The following is a 15,709-nucleotide window of genomic DNA, read 5'->3' as shown; positions in this document are numbered from 1 at the left end:
CCGGGTGGGGAAGATTTCGGCCGTTGAGCGTCCGGAATCTTCCCCGCTCGGTCGCCGGTCCGCCTGTCGTGATCAAGGGGCGAGACGGGGCGACGATGCCCGCGGAACCACCCTTGCGCAGGTCAGGCGTAGGTACCCAAATGCGGGTTCTCCTTGAGGGACTCACGGTCCCTCAAAGTTCCCCTCACCCGCCCCGGACGGCCGTCACGAGCCTCAGCAGCACCACCAGCAACAACGGCTGCACGCAAAGGGGGCCTTCACCTTTTCGGCCGATGCGGCCGACAATAAATCACCAGTAGCGTCGAACTGCACAAGGAACGAAGTCAGGGGCTCCGGCGCGTTTCGCCGGACTGGGGAAGCCGTGACCGTCCACCGAAAACGGTCACAGCGAATGCCACTGGGGGGCACGTGGGATTTTTTGTGTGTCACAAGCAGGTTCCGCCGACCGGTCACGGATCGATCTGACCTCGGCGTACGCGCCCTCGAATCGACATTCCGGGATTCATGGTCACGTGCCAGGCGGAATACTTTGAATTCGCCGTCGAAATTACGTGTTGTCCATTCATGATTCCCTTTCTCGGGCTCCCGAGTCGTTCCCTGAGACAGTCCATGCGATCTGAAGGGAATTTCCTTGGAAACCAAGAAGCGCGCGAAGCAGGCGATCGCCGGTGCCGCACTGGCCCTGGCCGCGGTCGCCAGCGGCACAACGAGCGCCTCGGCCGCGCCGGACACCGTGCTCACCGACTGCTTCGTCACCACCGTCGGCGTCCCCGCGTACGACTACCCGAACCGCAATATCGTGGTGTGGGTCGGCCAGGGGCAGGGCCTTTTCCTGACCCAGGTCTCCGGCTACTGGCGCAAGGGCAACCTGTGGGGCGGCCAGTCCAACGTCTGGATCCACTCGAACTACCTGCGCATGGCCAACGGCTCGGCCTGCTGAAACCCGTGAGACGGCCCAGCCCGGCAGAAGGCTGAGCAACGGCCGGTCGTGAGTGTTCAGGAGTCCTGCTCCTGAACACTCACGACGCGCCCTACCAGGAGAGTTCTCGGCAGCGCCGCGCGCATTGGGGCACTTCGATCTGCAGGGTCGCGTGCTCGATCGAGTAGCGGTTCGCCAAGAGGTTCTGCGCCTCGGTCAGTACCGCGGACTGCTCGACGGTCGGCGCGATGGTGAGATGCGCCGAAGCGACCTCCATCCCCGAGGTCAGCGTCCAGACATGCAGGTCGTGGACGTCCTCGACGCCCTTCAGCGCCCCCAGTTCGGTCTGGATCCCGGCGACGTCGACCCCCTTCGGCGCGTGCTGGAACAGGATCCGCAGCGCACGGCGGGCGAGGGCGTAGGTGCGGGGCAGGACGAACAGGCCGATCGCGACACCGATGATCGGGTCCGCGTAGCGCCAGCCGGTCAGCAACGTGATCGCACCGCTCAGCAGTACGCCGACGGAACCGATCAGGTCGGCGAGGACCTCGAGATACGCGCCCCGGACGTTGATGCTCTCCTCGGCGCCTTTGCGCAGGATCAGGAAGGACACGATGTTGGCGACCAGACCGGCGGCCGCGGCCAGCAGCACGGGAAGGCCGGGCACGGCGGGCGGGTCGCTCATCCGGCCGACGGCCTCGAACAGGACGTAGCCGGCGACGCCGAACAACAGGATCGCGTTACCCAGCGCCGCGAGCACCTCGGCCCGGTAGAACCCGAACGTGCGGGTGTGGGTCGGGCCGCTGCGCCGGGCCAGCATGATCGCCGCCAGTGCCATGCCGACCCCGAGGACGTCGGTGAACATGTGCGCGGCGTCGGAGATCAGCGCGAGCGAGCCGGTGGCGAACCCGACGATGAACTCCATGACCATGAAGCCGGCGCCGATGAACAGGGCGATCGTCAAGCTCTTGAGGTAGCGGCCTGACGCGCTCGACGGCGACGCCGTCCCATGCCCGTGCCCGTGACCCATTGCTCCGCCTCTCGTGAAGTCGACAGGCCGAATATATTGTCACATGCGCATATGTGCAATACAGGTGAGCCTAAGTTCACCATGTCTTAAGCCACACCAGGAAGCCATCCCCCAGGAGGGCCTTCCCGAAACCTGAAACCGACACGCACCGCTACCGAAGCGAGCGGAAGAACCCCCTCAGCTGGCCGACGAAGGCCTCAGGCTGCTCGAACGCGGCGAAGTGACCGCCTTTGTGCAGCACCTCGTACCAGCGAAGATCGGTGTAGCGCAGCTCCGCCCAGCGCCGGGAGGGCCGAAGGATCTCGTGGGGGAAGATCGAGACCCCCGACGGGACCGTGATCGGGGAGGCGTCCCGCTCCTTGCTCTCCCAGTAGATCCGTGCCGACGACGCCGCGGTCTCGGTGAACCAGTAGACGGAGATCGCGTCGAGCATCTGCCGCCAGGACAGCGCGGTCTCCGGCGAGCCGTCGTTGTCGGTCCACTCCCAGAACTTCTCGGCGATCCACGCCGCCTGCGCCGACGGCGAGTCGGTGAGCCCGTATCCGAGCGTCTGCGGGCGCGTGGCCTGCTGCTGCGCGTACGCGGACCCGACCGCGCGAAACCGCGCCAGATCGTCGATCGCCTTCTTTTCGGCCTCCGTCGGCTCACCGAGCACGGTCTCGTCGTACGCGACGCCCACCATGTTCACGTGGACGCCGATCAGCCGTTCGGGGACGAGCTTGGCGAGCATGTTCGTCACCCCGGCACCCCAGTCACCGCCCTGCGCGACGTAGCGCTCGTAGCCGAGCCGCCCCATCAGTTCGTCCCAGGCCCTGGCGATGCGCTCGACGTTCCAGCCCGTCGACGACGGCTTGTCGCTCCAGCCGAACCCCGGCAGCGACGGCGCCACGACGTGGAAGGCGTCCGCCGGATCACCGCCGTGCGCGACAGGGTCCGTCAGCGGTCCGAGCACGTCGAGGAACTCGACCACCGAACCCGGCCAGCCATGCGTGAGCACGAGCGGCGTCGCGTCCGGCTCCGGCGAACGGACGTGCAGGAAGTGGATCCCGAGACCGTCCACAGTGGTCTTGAAACCCGGGAAAGCGTTGACCCGGCTCGCCAGCCCGAAGTCGTAGTCCTCGGCCCAGTACCGGCACAGCTCCCGCGCGAACTCCAGCGGGACACCCTGCGTCCAGTCGTCGACGGTGGCGGACTCGGGCCAGCGCGTGGCACGCAGTCTCGCCCGCAGGTCGGCGATGGCGGATTCGGGGATCGCCGCCTCGAACGGTTCGATCACGACGTCCTCCCGGTTCGTTGGTCCCCACCAACGCTAGCGGCTGACGGGACCTCTCCGCAGCGACTGGAAGCGCTGGTCAGAGGCACATAAGGCGTCTCCGTCGCCCGCGCCACACGACACCGCCGCGTTTAGGACCACCGCGCGCGAAGACGCTGGACGGGATGCGCTAAGCTTCCAACGTCGCCCAGGCGGCAACGCCCTCGTAGCTCAGGGGATAGAGCACTGCCCTCCGGAGGCAGGTGTCGCAGGTTCGAATCCTGCCGAGGGCACACTGAAAACGGGAACAAGATTATCGGCCGCGGCCGATGAGCCTTGTTCCCTTTTTTGCTGTTCGCGCTGTTGTGCGACAAGTGCCTCCCTGACAGGGGGAATTGCGACGATCGGCGCGTGATCCCGGCGGAATGCCCGACGCGTGGCGGGCGATCCCGGGGGTGGCGACCAGAAGGATGGTCGCCATGGATCCCGAACTTGAAGCATTCATCCCGTTCTTGCCGCGGGCCGACCTGACCGACCCGGTCGCCGACCGCAAGACCTACTCCGAGCTGGCAGGCGCGCGGCCCGCACCGGAGACGACCGGAATGGAGATCGAAGACCGCACGGTGCCCGCCGATCCGGACGTGCCCGTGCGGATCTATCGCCCTCTCCAGGCACAGGGCGCGATCATCTGGTCGCACGGCGGTGGACATGTCATGGGCGACCTCGACACCGAGCACCCGCTGGCGATCCGGATCGCCGACGGGGCGGGCGCGGTGGTGATCTCGGTGGGCTACCGCCGGGCCCCCGAGCACCGGTACCCGGCCGCCCTCGACGACGTCTACGCCGTGCTGACCTGGGCGGCCGAGAACGCGGCCGAACTCGGTATCGACCCGGAACGGATCGCGGTCGGAGGCCACAGCGCGGGCGCGAACCTCGCGGCCGCGGTGGCGCTGCGGGCTCGTGACGAGCAGGGACCCGCGATCCGCTTCCAGGTGCTCAACGAGCCCGGACTCGATGACCGGCTGGAGACGTGGTCGGCCCGGACCTTCACCGAGACGCCCTGGCTGTATCGCGACAAGGTCGCCCGGTCATGGGAGTACTACCTGGGCTCCGCGCCCGCCACGCAGTACGCCGCACCGGCTCGGGCCACCGACCTGTCCGGACTGCCACCGGCCTACATCGCCAGCGCGGAGTTCGACCCGAACCGTGACGAGTCCATCACTTACGCGCTGCGGCTGCTGCAGGCGGGCGTGTCGGTCGAGCTGCACCAGTGGCCCGGCACCTTCCACGGGTCGGGGGCGATCCCCGCCGACGTCTCGCAGCGGCAGTTCGCCGAAATCACCGCGGCCGTGCGCCGCGCCCTGGCCGATTGAGAGGACGAGTCTTGAAGATCCAACTGGTGGTAATGGCAAGCGTGGCCGCGCTGGTCGTCGGTACGAGTACGGCGGCGGCAGCCCCGGCGCCCCGCCTCGATCGCGCCGCACTGCAGTCCACATTGGACGCTGTGCATCGCGCCGGAATGCCGGGCGTCTACGCCGACGTGCGCGACGCGGGCCAGACCTGGCGCGGCGCGTCCGGGGTCGCCGATGTCCGGACCGGCCGCCCTATCCGGGCAGATATGCGACAGCGCGTCGGCAGCATCACCAAGACCTTCGTCGCCGCCGCGGTCATGCAGCAGGTCGAGCAGGGCCGGATCCGGCTCGACGCACCGATCGGCGGCTACCTGCCGCACCTGGTGCCGGGTGAGCGCGGCGACAAGATCACGGTTCGGATGCTGATCAACCACACCAGCGGCCTCGCCGAATACCTCCCCTACGCGTACCCGTCGTTCAAGGCGTGGCCTTCACTGCCGGATATCTCGGCGCAGAGCGTGGACGACAACCGGTTCAAGCAGTTCCGCACGGCCGACCTGATCGAGATGGGGGTCAAGGCGCCCGCCACCGGCGAGCCCGGGAGCACTCCCGGGGTGTACTCCAACACCAACTACCTGTTGCTCGGCGAACTCCTGGAGCGGGTAACCGGCACGACGGCGGAGAGGTACATCACCCGCAACGTCATCGAGCGCGCCGGGCTCCGGCACACCGAGTTTCCGGACGGGCCGTGGATCAAGGGACCGCACTCGCGGATGTACGAGGCGCTGTTCGGCCTGGTCGACCCGCCGCGCGACTACAGCGTCTACAACATGTCCTGGGTGATGATGGGAGCCGGTCTGGTCTCGACTGTCGAGGACCTCAACCGCTTCTTCGGCAAGCTGCTCGCTGGTGAGATCGTGAACCGGTCATCGCTGGCGCAGATGCAGCACACGGTCCCGGTCATCGCCCAGAACGGGCAGCTGATCGACTATGGCCTGGGGCTGCACAAGGCCGAGATCCCGGGCTGCGGGACCTTCTGGGGCCACGACGGCTCGACCTGGGGAGCCCAGTCGGAGTCCTGGATCCGAGCCGATGGGAAGCGGCAGACGTCCTTCGCGGTGAACCTGGCTCGGTGGAACAAGCTGGACTCCTCCGGGAATCCGCGGCCCCACCCCATCGACGGTGCGCTGGCGACCTTCAAGCAGCGCGCGATGTGCGATGACCGCGGCTGACCTCACTGAGGCGTAAACGCCGTGAGCTCGCTGCAGGCGGCAGTCTGCAGCGAGCTCACGCGGGCGGTCAGTGTGAAGTGGATGCCGCCGGTTCGGTGGGCGCCTTCGCGTCGAGGTCGTCGGACGTACAGGCCCCGCTGGAGCGGAATGGTTCGGCGAGTTGGGCCAGGTAGGCGTCCGGGTAGTTGGGCTTCGCGGCCATACCGAGGTCGTCGCTGGTGAATTGACGCTGGGGATCGTAGGAGTAGGTGCGGAACAGGTGATCCCACAGCAGTGTGAACAGTCCGAAGTTGACGTCGCCGACGCCCGCCCATTTGAGGTGATGGAAGCGGTGAGCCTGGTTCAGCGCCAGCACGACACGCAGCGGCCCGACCCGATAGTCCACATTGGAGTGTTGCAGTAACAGTTGCACGACGGCGCAGAGCGCGACCGCGTAGGCCACGCTGGTGGGCATGCCGAGGAGAATGAGCGGGGCGAATCCCACGGCGGTCTCCAGGGTCTGGTGCAGTGGGTGTTTCATCAGCCCGTTGAACCCGTAGGCGCGTTTCACGCTGTGGTGCACCGCGTGCAGCCGCCACAGCGCCGGAATCTTGTGGCTGGCCAGGTGGACCAGCGTGATACCGAGGTCGGCCACGAGTATCGCGGCCAGCACCTGCACGACGAACGGCCACTCGCCGGGCCAGATCCCGTCGAACGGCGTGATCGCGGTGAGCACGGGCACCACGGCGAGACTGGCGATGGTGAGCGATTCGTTGACCGCCGCATGGACGGCATCGCGCCGGTCGTCGCCACGCGCCGCGTTCCACTCCTGCCGGTAGGGCAGGACGCGCTCGGCGGCGAAGGACACGGCGATGGCCAGCAAGACCAGGCCGACCAACCACAACTTGGAAGCCCCGGCCGCGGCGATGGCGACGCCGGCGCCGTTGACGGCAAGGAGCATGAACGGCACGTAGCCGTATCTCACGAGTTTTCGCATGTCCCGAGCCTGCTGGCCACAGGCGTGCGGCGGCTTGAACGAACTCGCTAACCCTCGCGATCCGGCTCACACCAGCGCACCGTGCCGACCAGATGCGAGGGCGCCAGGCCGAACATCTCGTGGCTGACCCGGGTGAGATGGGCACTGTCGGCGAACCCGGCGGCATGCGCCGCCGCGGTCAGCGTTCCACCCGCACGCGCGTGATCGATCGCGCGCCGGAGCCGAGCCCACCGCACATACGCGCGGAACGGCAATCCGAGTTCCTCGCCGAACAGATGTCCGAGCCGCGATGCCGACAGGCCCACGGCCGCGGACAGCCGAGCGAGTCCGGCCTCACCGTCGAGCATCGACGGAAGCAGGGCCATCGCCTGGCGCAGCGCCGGGTGCACCGAGCGCGGCGGAATGTCACCCCCGACCTCGCCGAGCAGTCGGTCCGCCCACTGCGCTGGTTCGAGAGAGGACAATTCGACGTCGGGTGGTGCCAGGCCCGCGGCGGCCCATGCCGCGGCCGAGTCGACAGGCAGCCCGGTTCGCCGCACCCGCGCGGTCAGCGCGTGCCCGATGGCCCCGGCCGGGTCGACGAACACGAGCAGCCCGGCCGAGCCGCCGACCATCTCGTGGTCCGCACCGGCGGGAATCACCATCGAGCCACCGCGGGCCCGGTCGCCCGACGCGTCGCGCAACTCGACCGCGTCACTGGTGGCGACGATCTGCACCGCCGCGTGCCGATGCCGGTGCGCGGAGGCGATCTCACCCGCGTAGATCAGCATGCCGGGACGGAGCATCGCCCGTCCCTGCCAGGTTCTCCGGCGAGTCAACATCGGTCAACCTCGATTCCTTCGCCCACCAAGGTGCGTTGACCTGTGTGAATCACCGCAGGTTGCCGAGAGTAGCGGTCGGCCGGACATCCCCACCCAGCATTTCGCGAGTGGCTGTACCAGTGCGGCGCCGCGCACATCCGCCGCGCCGCAAAGTGTGCGCTTCCGGCGAGGAAGACCTGGACAGTGGTCGTGTCGTGAGCGGTAAGGACCACTCACGAAGCGGGCTGGGTGGTGCCGATGGTTTCCGCGAGTTCGGTCCTGCCGCGCAGTCCCAGCTTGCGATAGGTGTTCGTCAGGTGCTTTTCGACCGCGCGCACGCTCACTCCGAGCCGCTGGGCCATTTCCTGATTGCTGAGCCCACCTCCGGCCAGCCGGGCCACCCGGGCTTCCGCCTTCGACAGCATCGACGACCAGTCCAGGAGGGTGGCGGGGGCGGTGGACGGGCGGTCTCCGCATTCTTTCGCGAGTTCACGGCCTCGGCGCAGGATGACCCCCGCCTGTTTGGCGTCGCTGTCCAGCAACCGGGAACCGAGTGCGGTGAGGGCGATCGACAATTCGACGCGGTTGACCGAGTCTTCCAGTGTGGTGACCGCTTCCCGCAGCATCGCCACGCCGTCCGCGCCTTCGGTGAGTTCGCCGAGAATCCGCTCCGCCCGGCCTATCGTCACGGGACTTCGCCACTCGTCGGCCTGCGCGCGGTACTCCTCGGCGAGCTGTCGCGCGGTACGCAGGTCGCCGAGGCGGTGGGCCGTCTCGGCGGCCGCCGCGCGCCAAGGGAGCAGCTCCGGGTTGCGCCACCCCGATCGTTCCAGTGCGCGGCCGCATTCGAGGAACTGTTCAAGTGCCGTGGGCAGGTCACCGCGAGCTTGCGCTTGCGACGCCCGCGCCCACTGCCGGACTTGCACGAAGGAGTGTTTTCCCCCGCTGCCCCGGTAGTCGTCCGCCAGTGCGACCAACCGGGGCTCCTGCGTCCTGATCGCCACCGCCGCCAGCGTGACCGCGCTCCACGACGACGATCGGCTGATCCAGTCGGCCCCGGCGAGGCCGTCGGCTTCGAGCATGGCTGTCCTGGCCTCGCCGGTCCGTCCGGTGCGCAAGGACACCCCCGCCTGTTCGATCCGGATCAGAGCCTGCTCGGTGGCGCTCCCCTGACGGCGAGCGTGCTCCAGTGAGAGATCCAGCCAAGGACCGATCCTGCTGACCGCGCCCGCGGTGGTCATCGTCAGCACCAGCATCGGGAGCGCGGTGTGCACATGCGTGGACAGCGCGGGTTCGCGCTGGAGGACCCGTTCGCCAAGCCGGGCGATCTCGTCGGCCGGTTTGCCCGCGGTGAGCATCGCCGCGTACAGCAGCACGATCAGCAGTTCACGGTCGGCCGTGGTCTCCACGGCGGGTTCGGCACCGAGGCCGGACAGCCGTCGCAAGGAGTCGGCGAGTTCGGCGGGATCGGTGTAGCCGATGTGACGCGATCGCGCTTCGAGTCCGAGCGCGAGTTCTCGATCGCGGTCACCGAATTCTTCGGCGGTCTCGGTGATCAGGACGCGGATCGCGGGCGGGGCGTCGGTCAGCATGGGCGGCGCGATCCGGGTCAGCGCCGCCGCCCGGTCGCGGATGTCCCGCAGCAACGGTACCGCGTAATAGATATGCCGCATCGCCGCACCGACGTCGACCGTTCGTTCGACCATCGCCAGTTCGACCAGCAGCCGCGCCCGGTCCTCGCCCTGTGCCGAGGTTTCGAGCAACGCGCGGCGCAGGTAGCCGGCCGCGGCCTCCGGCGCGCCCTTGCGCTGGGCGCTGTCCGCGGCGGCGCGCAGTGCGGCGATGGCGAAATCGCCTTGCGGTGACGGGATCGGCATCAGCTGGGCGGCGACCTGCTCGGCCGGGAACCCGTCAGCGTGCAACGCCGTGGCGGCCCTGGTGTGCAGCCGCTCCCGTTCTTCGATCGTCAGCGCGCGCAGAATCGTCTCGCGGACCAGCAGGTGCAACCCCTCGGTCTCCTGCCGCTTCGCCATGATTCCCAGCTGCCGCATGGCGCGCGCCGCTTCCGCACCGGTGACCGTGTCGACGCCGGCCACCTGGCTGACGATGGCGATGTCCCCGGTGTCCCCGAGCACGCTCATCGCACCGGCCACGGCGCGGATCGGTTCGGGCAGTTCGAGGAAACACGCTGTCATACCTTCGCGCACCTGCGCGGGGCAACGCCCTTGGACCAGTTCCGCACACGCGCTCCCGGCCGCGGTACCGGCACGGGCGAAGCCGAGCAGCACGGCCTTCAGGAAGAGCGGATTCCCGCCGACGGTCTCGTGGAGCGCCTTGGCGAATTCGCCGTCACAGTCCGTCGTGGTGGCGGCGAACTCGCGGATCCCTTGCGGGGAAAGGAGATCCGGGCGCAGCACGGCGGCTGCCGTGCCGATGATCTCGGTCACCGGCTGCCGGGCGGAACGCGGATCGCCGTCCCGGACGGTCACCACCACGAGCACCGGGAGCCCGCTCAGCCGCGGCGCCAGGGAGGTGAGCCAGCGCAGCGAGGGGTCGTCGGCCCAGTGGAGATCGTCCACGAGCATCGTCAGCGGTGAGTCGGCACTCCTGCCCTCCACGAGCGCTTCCAGCGCAGCCAACGTGCCTTGCCCGGCGTCCACCAGCTGACGCGCCAGTCCGAACGCGTAGTCCTGCTCCAACGCGGAAGCGCGGGCGCGCAGCACCAGGGTGTCTCCCACGCCGGGTAACCGCGTCACGGCCTGCAGGAGGGCGGATTTGCCGACCCCGATCGGGCCGCGGATCACCAGCATCGAACCTTCGCCCTCGGCCGCGGACCGGGCGGCGGCCGCGAGCCTGCCGAGTTCGCCGTCCCGTTCGACCAGCCGCGGGCCGGGCGCCGCCGCGCCGTTCACCGCCGGTCTCCGCCCGGCCGCGGTGTCGCGGGTGTCCGAACGTCCGGTCGTTCCGCCTGCCATCCCAGTGCCTCCGCCTGTTGGACCAAGGCGCGCGAGCCCAGCCGCCACGCCAGCGTGCCGCCTTCGGCGACCAGCGCCGCCAGATCCTGGTGCTCTCCCGCCGCCTGCCGCTCCGCCGCCAGCATGAGAACGGCCGTCGCGTACCGGCTTTTCAGCGGGGTGGTGGCGAGCAGCCGTACCGCCGCTTCCAGATGCCGCGACCGGCCGGGCGCGGGAAGGGTCATCGCCGCGTTGAGATGGGTGCCGCCGAGAGTGCTCGGCACTCCCCATCGCCCGGCCAGTTCGAGCTCTTCACCGATCAGCCGCTCGGCCTCCCGGTCGTCGCCGACGGCGCTGTACGCGCTAGCGGCGAAGGAACGCCAGGCGTACATGGCCGGGTTCGTCCAGCCTCGGGCCAGCAGCAGCCGTCCGGCCTCGACGATGCGGTCAGCCGCTTCCCTCGCCTTGCCGTTGCGCAACAGCAGGATCCCCTTGATGAGCAGCAGCTGTGCCCAGCCGACACTGGACTCCGCACCGGCGGGCGGTTCGGCCTCGGCCAGCCGCCCGGCTTCGTCGAGGAGCCCGCTTTCCAACCGCAGCCCGATCTGATGGGCGAGGATCTTCGGCCTGGCGGTCGGATGCCAATGCTCCAGTGGCAGTTCGCCGAGGGCACGGTCGAATTCGTCGTTGGCCTCGGCGACCCGGCCCTGACGGCCGTGGAGGATGGACAAGATGACCCTGGTCCAGGCGACGGCGGCGACCGCACGACGGCGCTGGGCGACCCGGACGACCGCTTCGAGCCCGGCTTCCGCCTCCAGGACGTCGTCCGTGGAGAGCAGGACCCGGCTCGCGACGATGTGGGGACTCAGCGGCACTCCCTCGCCGAAACCGGCGGCCAGCACACTTCGTGCCAGTTCCCTGGCCTGGTCCGCTTCCCTGCCACCGCAGGCGAGCTGCCACGCCAGCGCCGCCGCGGCGGCGGGCTGGGCCGGATCGGCAGGCAGTGGCGGGGCCTCGATGACCGGCGAGCCCGCCTCGTAGGTCCCGTCGAGCGCGAGCCAGTGCAACGCGCCGAGCTGGACGCGAACGCATTCGGTGAGTTCCGGGCGGGCGACGGCGGCGATGACGGCCTGCTCCATGGTCTCGATGCTGCCCCTGGCGAGCAGCAGATCCGCCGCCTCGACCCGGAGCGGACCGATCTCGTCCGGCCCTGGCCCGGTGGTGATCCTCGTCAGCGTGCGGTCACTCGCGTCGGGCGCGTACCGCACCTCGAGGCTCGCCATCAACAGCTCGAGCCGCACCCGGTCCAGCGCTCCCATCGGTTCGTGGAGAGCCCTCCTGAGATAGCCGACAGCTTCCTTAGGCCTGCCTTCGGCGCCACAGTGCTCGGCCGCCTCGCGCAGTGTTCGCACCGCCCACGGTTCGCCGACGACGGGCGCGTCGAGCAGAATCCGCGCCAGCGCGTGCCCCGGCATCGCGGCCTGATAACCGACCAGGGCGGCGTCGGCGCGCAGGCGCTCTCGTTCGGCCGCGGTCATCTGCGCGAGTACCCGGCCGGAGGTCCACGGCTGGCCCGGCCGGGGCGGCTCACCGGGCGCCACCAGACCGAGCACGCGAAGCCGATCCAGGAGGACTTCGGGCATCGGTCCCCGCACCCCGTCGAAGCGGGCGAGAAGCTCGGTGCCGAAGCACCCATGGCCCAGCACGACCGCGCGGAGCATGGCGAGCAGTGGCTCGGGCAGCGCCCGGATCAGCGCGGCGTCGCGGTCACCGAGTTCGGTCGCCGACCAGGCGGCCAAGGCGGGGAGGTCGTCGACGGTGACGCCGAATTCGCCCCGGGCCACCGCGTCGGCGGTGACACTCACGCAGGCGGGCAGGCCTCGGGTGTAGCGCTGTACGGCGTCCACGAACCCGGTGTCCGGCGCGACCCCGGCGGCCGACTCCAGCAGCCGCCGCGAGGCGGCGTGGGAAAGTGGGGGCGGCTCCACGACATGCCAGGCCGTCTCGTTCGTGTCCGCGCGCAGCCACAGCGCGGCCAGCGCGGATTCGGCGGGCAGCCCCAGCGGAACCATGCCGAGGACGATCAGCGACGGAGTCCGGCGCATCCGGTGCACCAGCGCCGAGAGCCATGCCATCGAGTACTCGTCGCACCATTGGACGTCGTCCACTACGAGGGTCAGGGGTGACTCCGCTGCGACGCGGACGAACTCGTCGCAGAGGGCGTCCGCGGTGCCGTCCGGGTCCCACCCCTGGGCCGGGTTCAGCGCGGTGAGCAGTTCGACCGGGACCGCGTACCGGATCCCGGCTTCCGGCGGCGGCACCTTCGCGTAAAGCACTTTCATGCCGGCCTTCCGGGCGCACGCCATCACCGACCCGATGAGGGCCAGGCGGCCGCAACCGGGCGGACCGGTCAGCTGGACCACCGACGCCTGCCCGGCGAGGACGTCCTCCACGACCGTGCGAAGCATCGCGTGCTCGGACTCGGTCATGACGTCGCCTGACCGCTCAGCAGGATCGCGAGCTCGGTCCGGGACCGCACGCCGAGCTTGCGGTAGGTGCTGGAGAGGTGACTCTCGACCGTCCGCAGCGTGACGAACAGGGCCTTCGCGATCTCCCGGTTGCTCGCCCCCTTGGCCGCGTACGTGGCCACCCGTCGCTCGCTCGCCGTCAGCAGGCCGAGGGGATCGCCGTTCGGCTCCTTGATCCAGCCGCCCGCGGCGATGAGCAGCGTCCGTGCCTGCCTGCCGAGCGCGGCGTAACCGTGGCGGACGGCGAGGACGATGGCCTCCCGCAGGTGGCGGCGAGCCTCGACGACGTCTCCCGCCTGATGGCAGGCTCGCCCGTAGACGTATTCGGCGAGGATGTGCTGCGAACGGAACTCGCTCTCCTTGAGCAGCAGAACGGCGGCACTGAGCAGGTCGAGCCCGGTCTCGTCAGTGGCCAGTACCCCCTTGACCAGCATCGCGAGTGCCCGCCCCTCGCGCGTTCCCCAGCGCTCGGCGACGGCCAGTTGCGGCTGGACGAGTTCCTCGACGGTCGCCCGATTGCCCGCTTCGGCGAGCATCGCCGCCGGCACCACCCATCGAGCCGTGTCCATCGGGTTTGCCCGATCCTGCTGATCATCGGCATGCCACCGGACGAGGCAGCGCAGTGCGGTGTCGAGATCGCCGTCCATGCACCGCAAGAAGGTTCTGAGCAGCAGGCTCTGCTGGTGTTCCCAGAAGCTCGCCGGGGCTTCGTCCGCCAGGTCCAGCTGCTCCTCGGCGGCCGCGAACCGCCCCTGGGCCACGAAGACTTCGGCCGAGGCGAGCCGCGGCAACGTCCACGCCCGGCCGGCCGCGAGCCCGGTCGCCGCTGCCGCCGCGGCCACCGCGCTGGGAAGATCACCGAGGGCCAGCAGGATGTAGGTCCGCAGGGACTCCTGGTGGCAGCGCGGCCAGGCGGCGTCGGACGGCCGGGCGGTGGCGAGCGCCGCAAGCGCCTCACCCGGACGCCCCGCCATGTACAGCGCGCAGGCCGCGTCGATGACGCCCTCGTCGAGATCGCCACCCGACGGCGGACTGGCGAGCGCGGCCCTGGCGATCCTCCGGACCTCCCTCCCCGGCCTGCCCCCGAGAATGGCGGCGGTGCTCAGCTTTCCGAGCAGGAAACGGCTGGCCGGATGACCGACGCCGGGCGACTCGATGAGCTGGGCCCGGTCGAGTGCCGACCGGACGGTCGCCCCGTCACCGAGGCCCGCGATGAGCACCACGCTTTGCCCGCGGGCTCGCAGTTCGGGATCGATCTCCGCCAGTCCGGAATCCTTTGTGGACAATACGGCGTCGATGACCTCCGCCAGCCGCTCATAGGCCGCGGAACTCGGAGGAGCGGACAAGGCGGCTTCGACGAGCCAGCCCATGGCCGTCGCCCGCGACTGAGCGGTTTCCACCCGGTCGATCACCCGGAGGAGGTGGTCCCGTGCGGACTCCGGATCGACCGCCGTGAGCGCCCTGGCCAGGGTGAGGGTCGTGGACACGTCGTCGGGTGAGCAGGCGAGGGCACGGTTCAGCAAGCGGGCGGCTTCCTCGGGTTCGCCGGACCGCTCGGCGTCGACCGCGGCGTCCCACAGCGTCGCGGACATCCACGGTTCGTCGAGCGCCGGCAGTCGCGAGAGGAGATCGGCGACCTCGCGCGGCGGCCGTCCTTCGCAGTGCAGCAGCCGAGCGCCGTGGGCACGTAACCCGTCGAGTTCCTCGCTCGAGAATTCGGCGAGGATCGCCTGCGATACGGCCTCGTGGGCGAAACCCTCTTGGCCGGGCCGAAGGACGTGATGTTCGCGCAAGGTCGCGACGGCCGCGTCGACCGCGATGGCGGAAAGGCCGAGCAGTGCGCCGAGCACGGTCGTCCCGGTCGATCCGAGCAGGGCCGCCCCGGCCGCGACCCGGCGCACCGGCTCCGGCCGGTCTCGCAGCCAGCCGGTCGCGGCGACGGCCAGCGCGTCGCCGCCGATGTCGACGGCTGCCCGCGCGCCGGCGGCGTCCGGCGACAGTCCGTGCCGTGCGAACGCGTCGAGCAGCACGCGCAGTACCTGCGGATGATCCCCGCCGAGTGCCACGCAGACGTCGAGAAACGGCTGCTCGGGCGGGCAGCCGAGCCTTCTGCCGACGAGCAGGGCCACTTCGGGCTCACCGAGCGGGCCGAGGTCCACAGTCGTGGTCACGTCCCGCCCGGCCAATGCCGCCAGCGCCGGGGAGCGCTCCTGGGTCTCGGGTCGCAGGCTCAGCACGAGAAGCAGGGGGAGCCCGGCCGCCCGCCGGATCAGGAAGCCGAGCCAGCGCAGCGTGTTCTCGTCGCAATGCTCGGCGTCGTCGACGAACAGCGCGAGCGGCCTCTCGGCCAGTTCGCCGACGGTGAGCCGGGTCAGGTTCTCGAAGGTGGCGTAACCGTCCTGCGGCGCCGAGGCCAGCGCGGCCAGGAAATCGTGCCGTTCCGAGAAGAGTTCTCGAACTCCGTCATACGGTTCCGAGGGAGGACGCGAAGCGGTGTGCAGGACAGTGGCACCGTTGGCGAGTTCGGCGCGGGCCAGTGACAGAAGAGCCGTCTTGCCGATTCCGGCCGCGCCGCTGACCACCACGAGCCGCGCCCCGGCAGTACGCGCGCCGTCCGCCGCGGCGCGGATCGCGCCGAGTTCCGCGTCGCGTCCCACCAAAGAGTT

10 protein-coding genes and 1 tRNA gene are annotated in these 15,709 nt (G+C 69.8%); 4 read left to right on the top strand and 7 right to left on the bottom strand.

Annotated features, from left to right (window positions below; all coding sequences use genetic code 11):
• Positions 1–631: 631 nt before the first annotated feature.
• Positions 632–940, top strand: a complete 309-nt coding sequence (locus ACZ5ZX_RS07220) for a hypothetical protein (RefSeq protein WP_465501140.1) — start codon at positions 632–634, stop codon at positions 938–940.
• A 91-nt stretch (positions 941–1,031) separates the two neighbouring features.
• Here the strand turns inward: ACZ5ZX_RS07220 and ACZ5ZX_RS07215 are convergent, their stop codons facing one another.
• Positions 1,032–1,949 carry a cation diffusion facilitator family transporter gene (locus tag ACZ5ZX_RS07215; protein WP_465501139.1) on the bottom strand — a complete coding sequence of 306 codons (918 nt, stop codon included), beginning with the start codon at positions 1,947–1,949 and terminating at the stop codon, positions 1,032–1,034.
• A 151-nt stretch (positions 1,950–2,100) separates the two neighbouring features.
• Positions 2,101–3,225 (bottom strand): epoxide hydrolase family protein, encoded by a 1,125-nt coding sequence (locus tag ACZ5ZX_RS07210; protein WP_465501138.1) that lies wholly within the window; start codon positions 3,223–3,225, stop codon positions 2,101–2,103.
• A gap of 196 nt (positions 3,226–3,421) precedes the next feature.
• Here ACZ5ZX_RS07210 and ACZ5ZX_RS07205 point away from each other — a divergent pair.
• The 3 genes from ACZ5ZX_RS07205 (at position 3,422) to ACZ5ZX_RS07195 (ending at position 5,785) form a co-directional block, all read left to right on the top strand.
• Positions 3,422–3,494, top strand: a tRNA-Arg gene (locus ACZ5ZX_RS07205).
• 186 nt (positions 3,495–3,680) lie between these two features.
• Positions 3,681–4,574: an alpha/beta hydrolase gene (locus ACZ5ZX_RS07200; protein WP_465501137.1), complete on the top strand. Its 894-nt coding sequence runs from the start codon at positions 3,681–3,683 to the stop codon at positions 4,572–4,574.
• Between the two features lie 32 nt (positions 4,575–4,606).
• Positions 4,607–5,785, top strand: a complete 1,179-nt coding sequence (locus ACZ5ZX_RS07195; RefSeq protein WP_465501136.1) for a serine hydrolase domain-containing protein — start codon at positions 4,607–4,609, stop codon at positions 5,783–5,785.
• A gap of 67 nt (positions 5,786–5,852) precedes the next feature.
• Here ACZ5ZX_RS07195 and ACZ5ZX_RS07190 read toward each other — a convergent pair whose 3' ends face one another.
• The 5 genes from ACZ5ZX_RS07190 to ACZ5ZX_RS07170 all read right to left on the bottom strand — a co-directional run bounded on the left by ACZ5ZX_RS07190 (position 5,853) and on the right by ACZ5ZX_RS07170 (position 15,700).
• On the bottom strand, positions 5,853–6,761 hold the full coding sequence (locus ACZ5ZX_RS07190; RefSeq protein ID WP_037319987.1) for a sterol desaturase family protein: 909 nt from the start codon (positions 6,759–6,761) through the stop codon (positions 5,853–5,855).
• A gap of 47 nt (positions 6,762–6,808) precedes the next feature.
• Positions 6,809–7,582 carry a helix-turn-helix domain-containing protein gene (locus ACZ5ZX_RS07185; protein ID WP_465501135.1) on the bottom strand — a complete coding sequence of 258 codons (774 nt, stop codon included), beginning with the start codon at positions 7,580–7,582 and terminating at the stop codon, positions 6,809–6,811.
• Positions 7,583–7,794: 212 nt separating this feature from the next.
• The gene (locus ACZ5ZX_RS07180) at positions 7,795–10,536 is read right to left on the bottom strand and encodes an AAA family ATPase (protein WP_465501134.1); all 2,742 of its coding nucleotides are present in this window, start codon (positions 10,534–10,536) and stop codon (positions 7,795–7,797) included.
• On the bottom strand, positions 10,470–13,004 hold the full coding sequence (locus ACZ5ZX_RS07175; RefSeq protein WP_465501133.1) for an AAA family ATPase: 2,535 nt from the start codon (positions 13,002–13,004) through the stop codon (positions 10,470–10,472). The genes ACZ5ZX_RS07180 and ACZ5ZX_RS07175 overlap by 67 nt, the downstream gene beginning before the upstream one ends.
• Positions 13,001–15,700 carry a helix-turn-helix transcriptional regulator gene (locus ACZ5ZX_RS07170; protein WP_465501132.1) on the bottom strand — a complete coding sequence of 900 codons (2,700 nt, stop codon included), beginning with the start codon at positions 15,698–15,700 and terminating at the stop codon, positions 13,001–13,003. The genes ACZ5ZX_RS07175 and ACZ5ZX_RS07170 overlap by 4 nt, the downstream gene beginning before the upstream one ends.
• Positions 15,701–15,709: the final 9 nt, after the last annotated feature.

It is taken from the genome of Amycolatopsis sp. NPDC033938, assembly GCF_055575975.1.
Note: the sequence above shows the minus strand (reverse complement) of the source record. Positions and strands in the feature narration are given on the sequence as shown.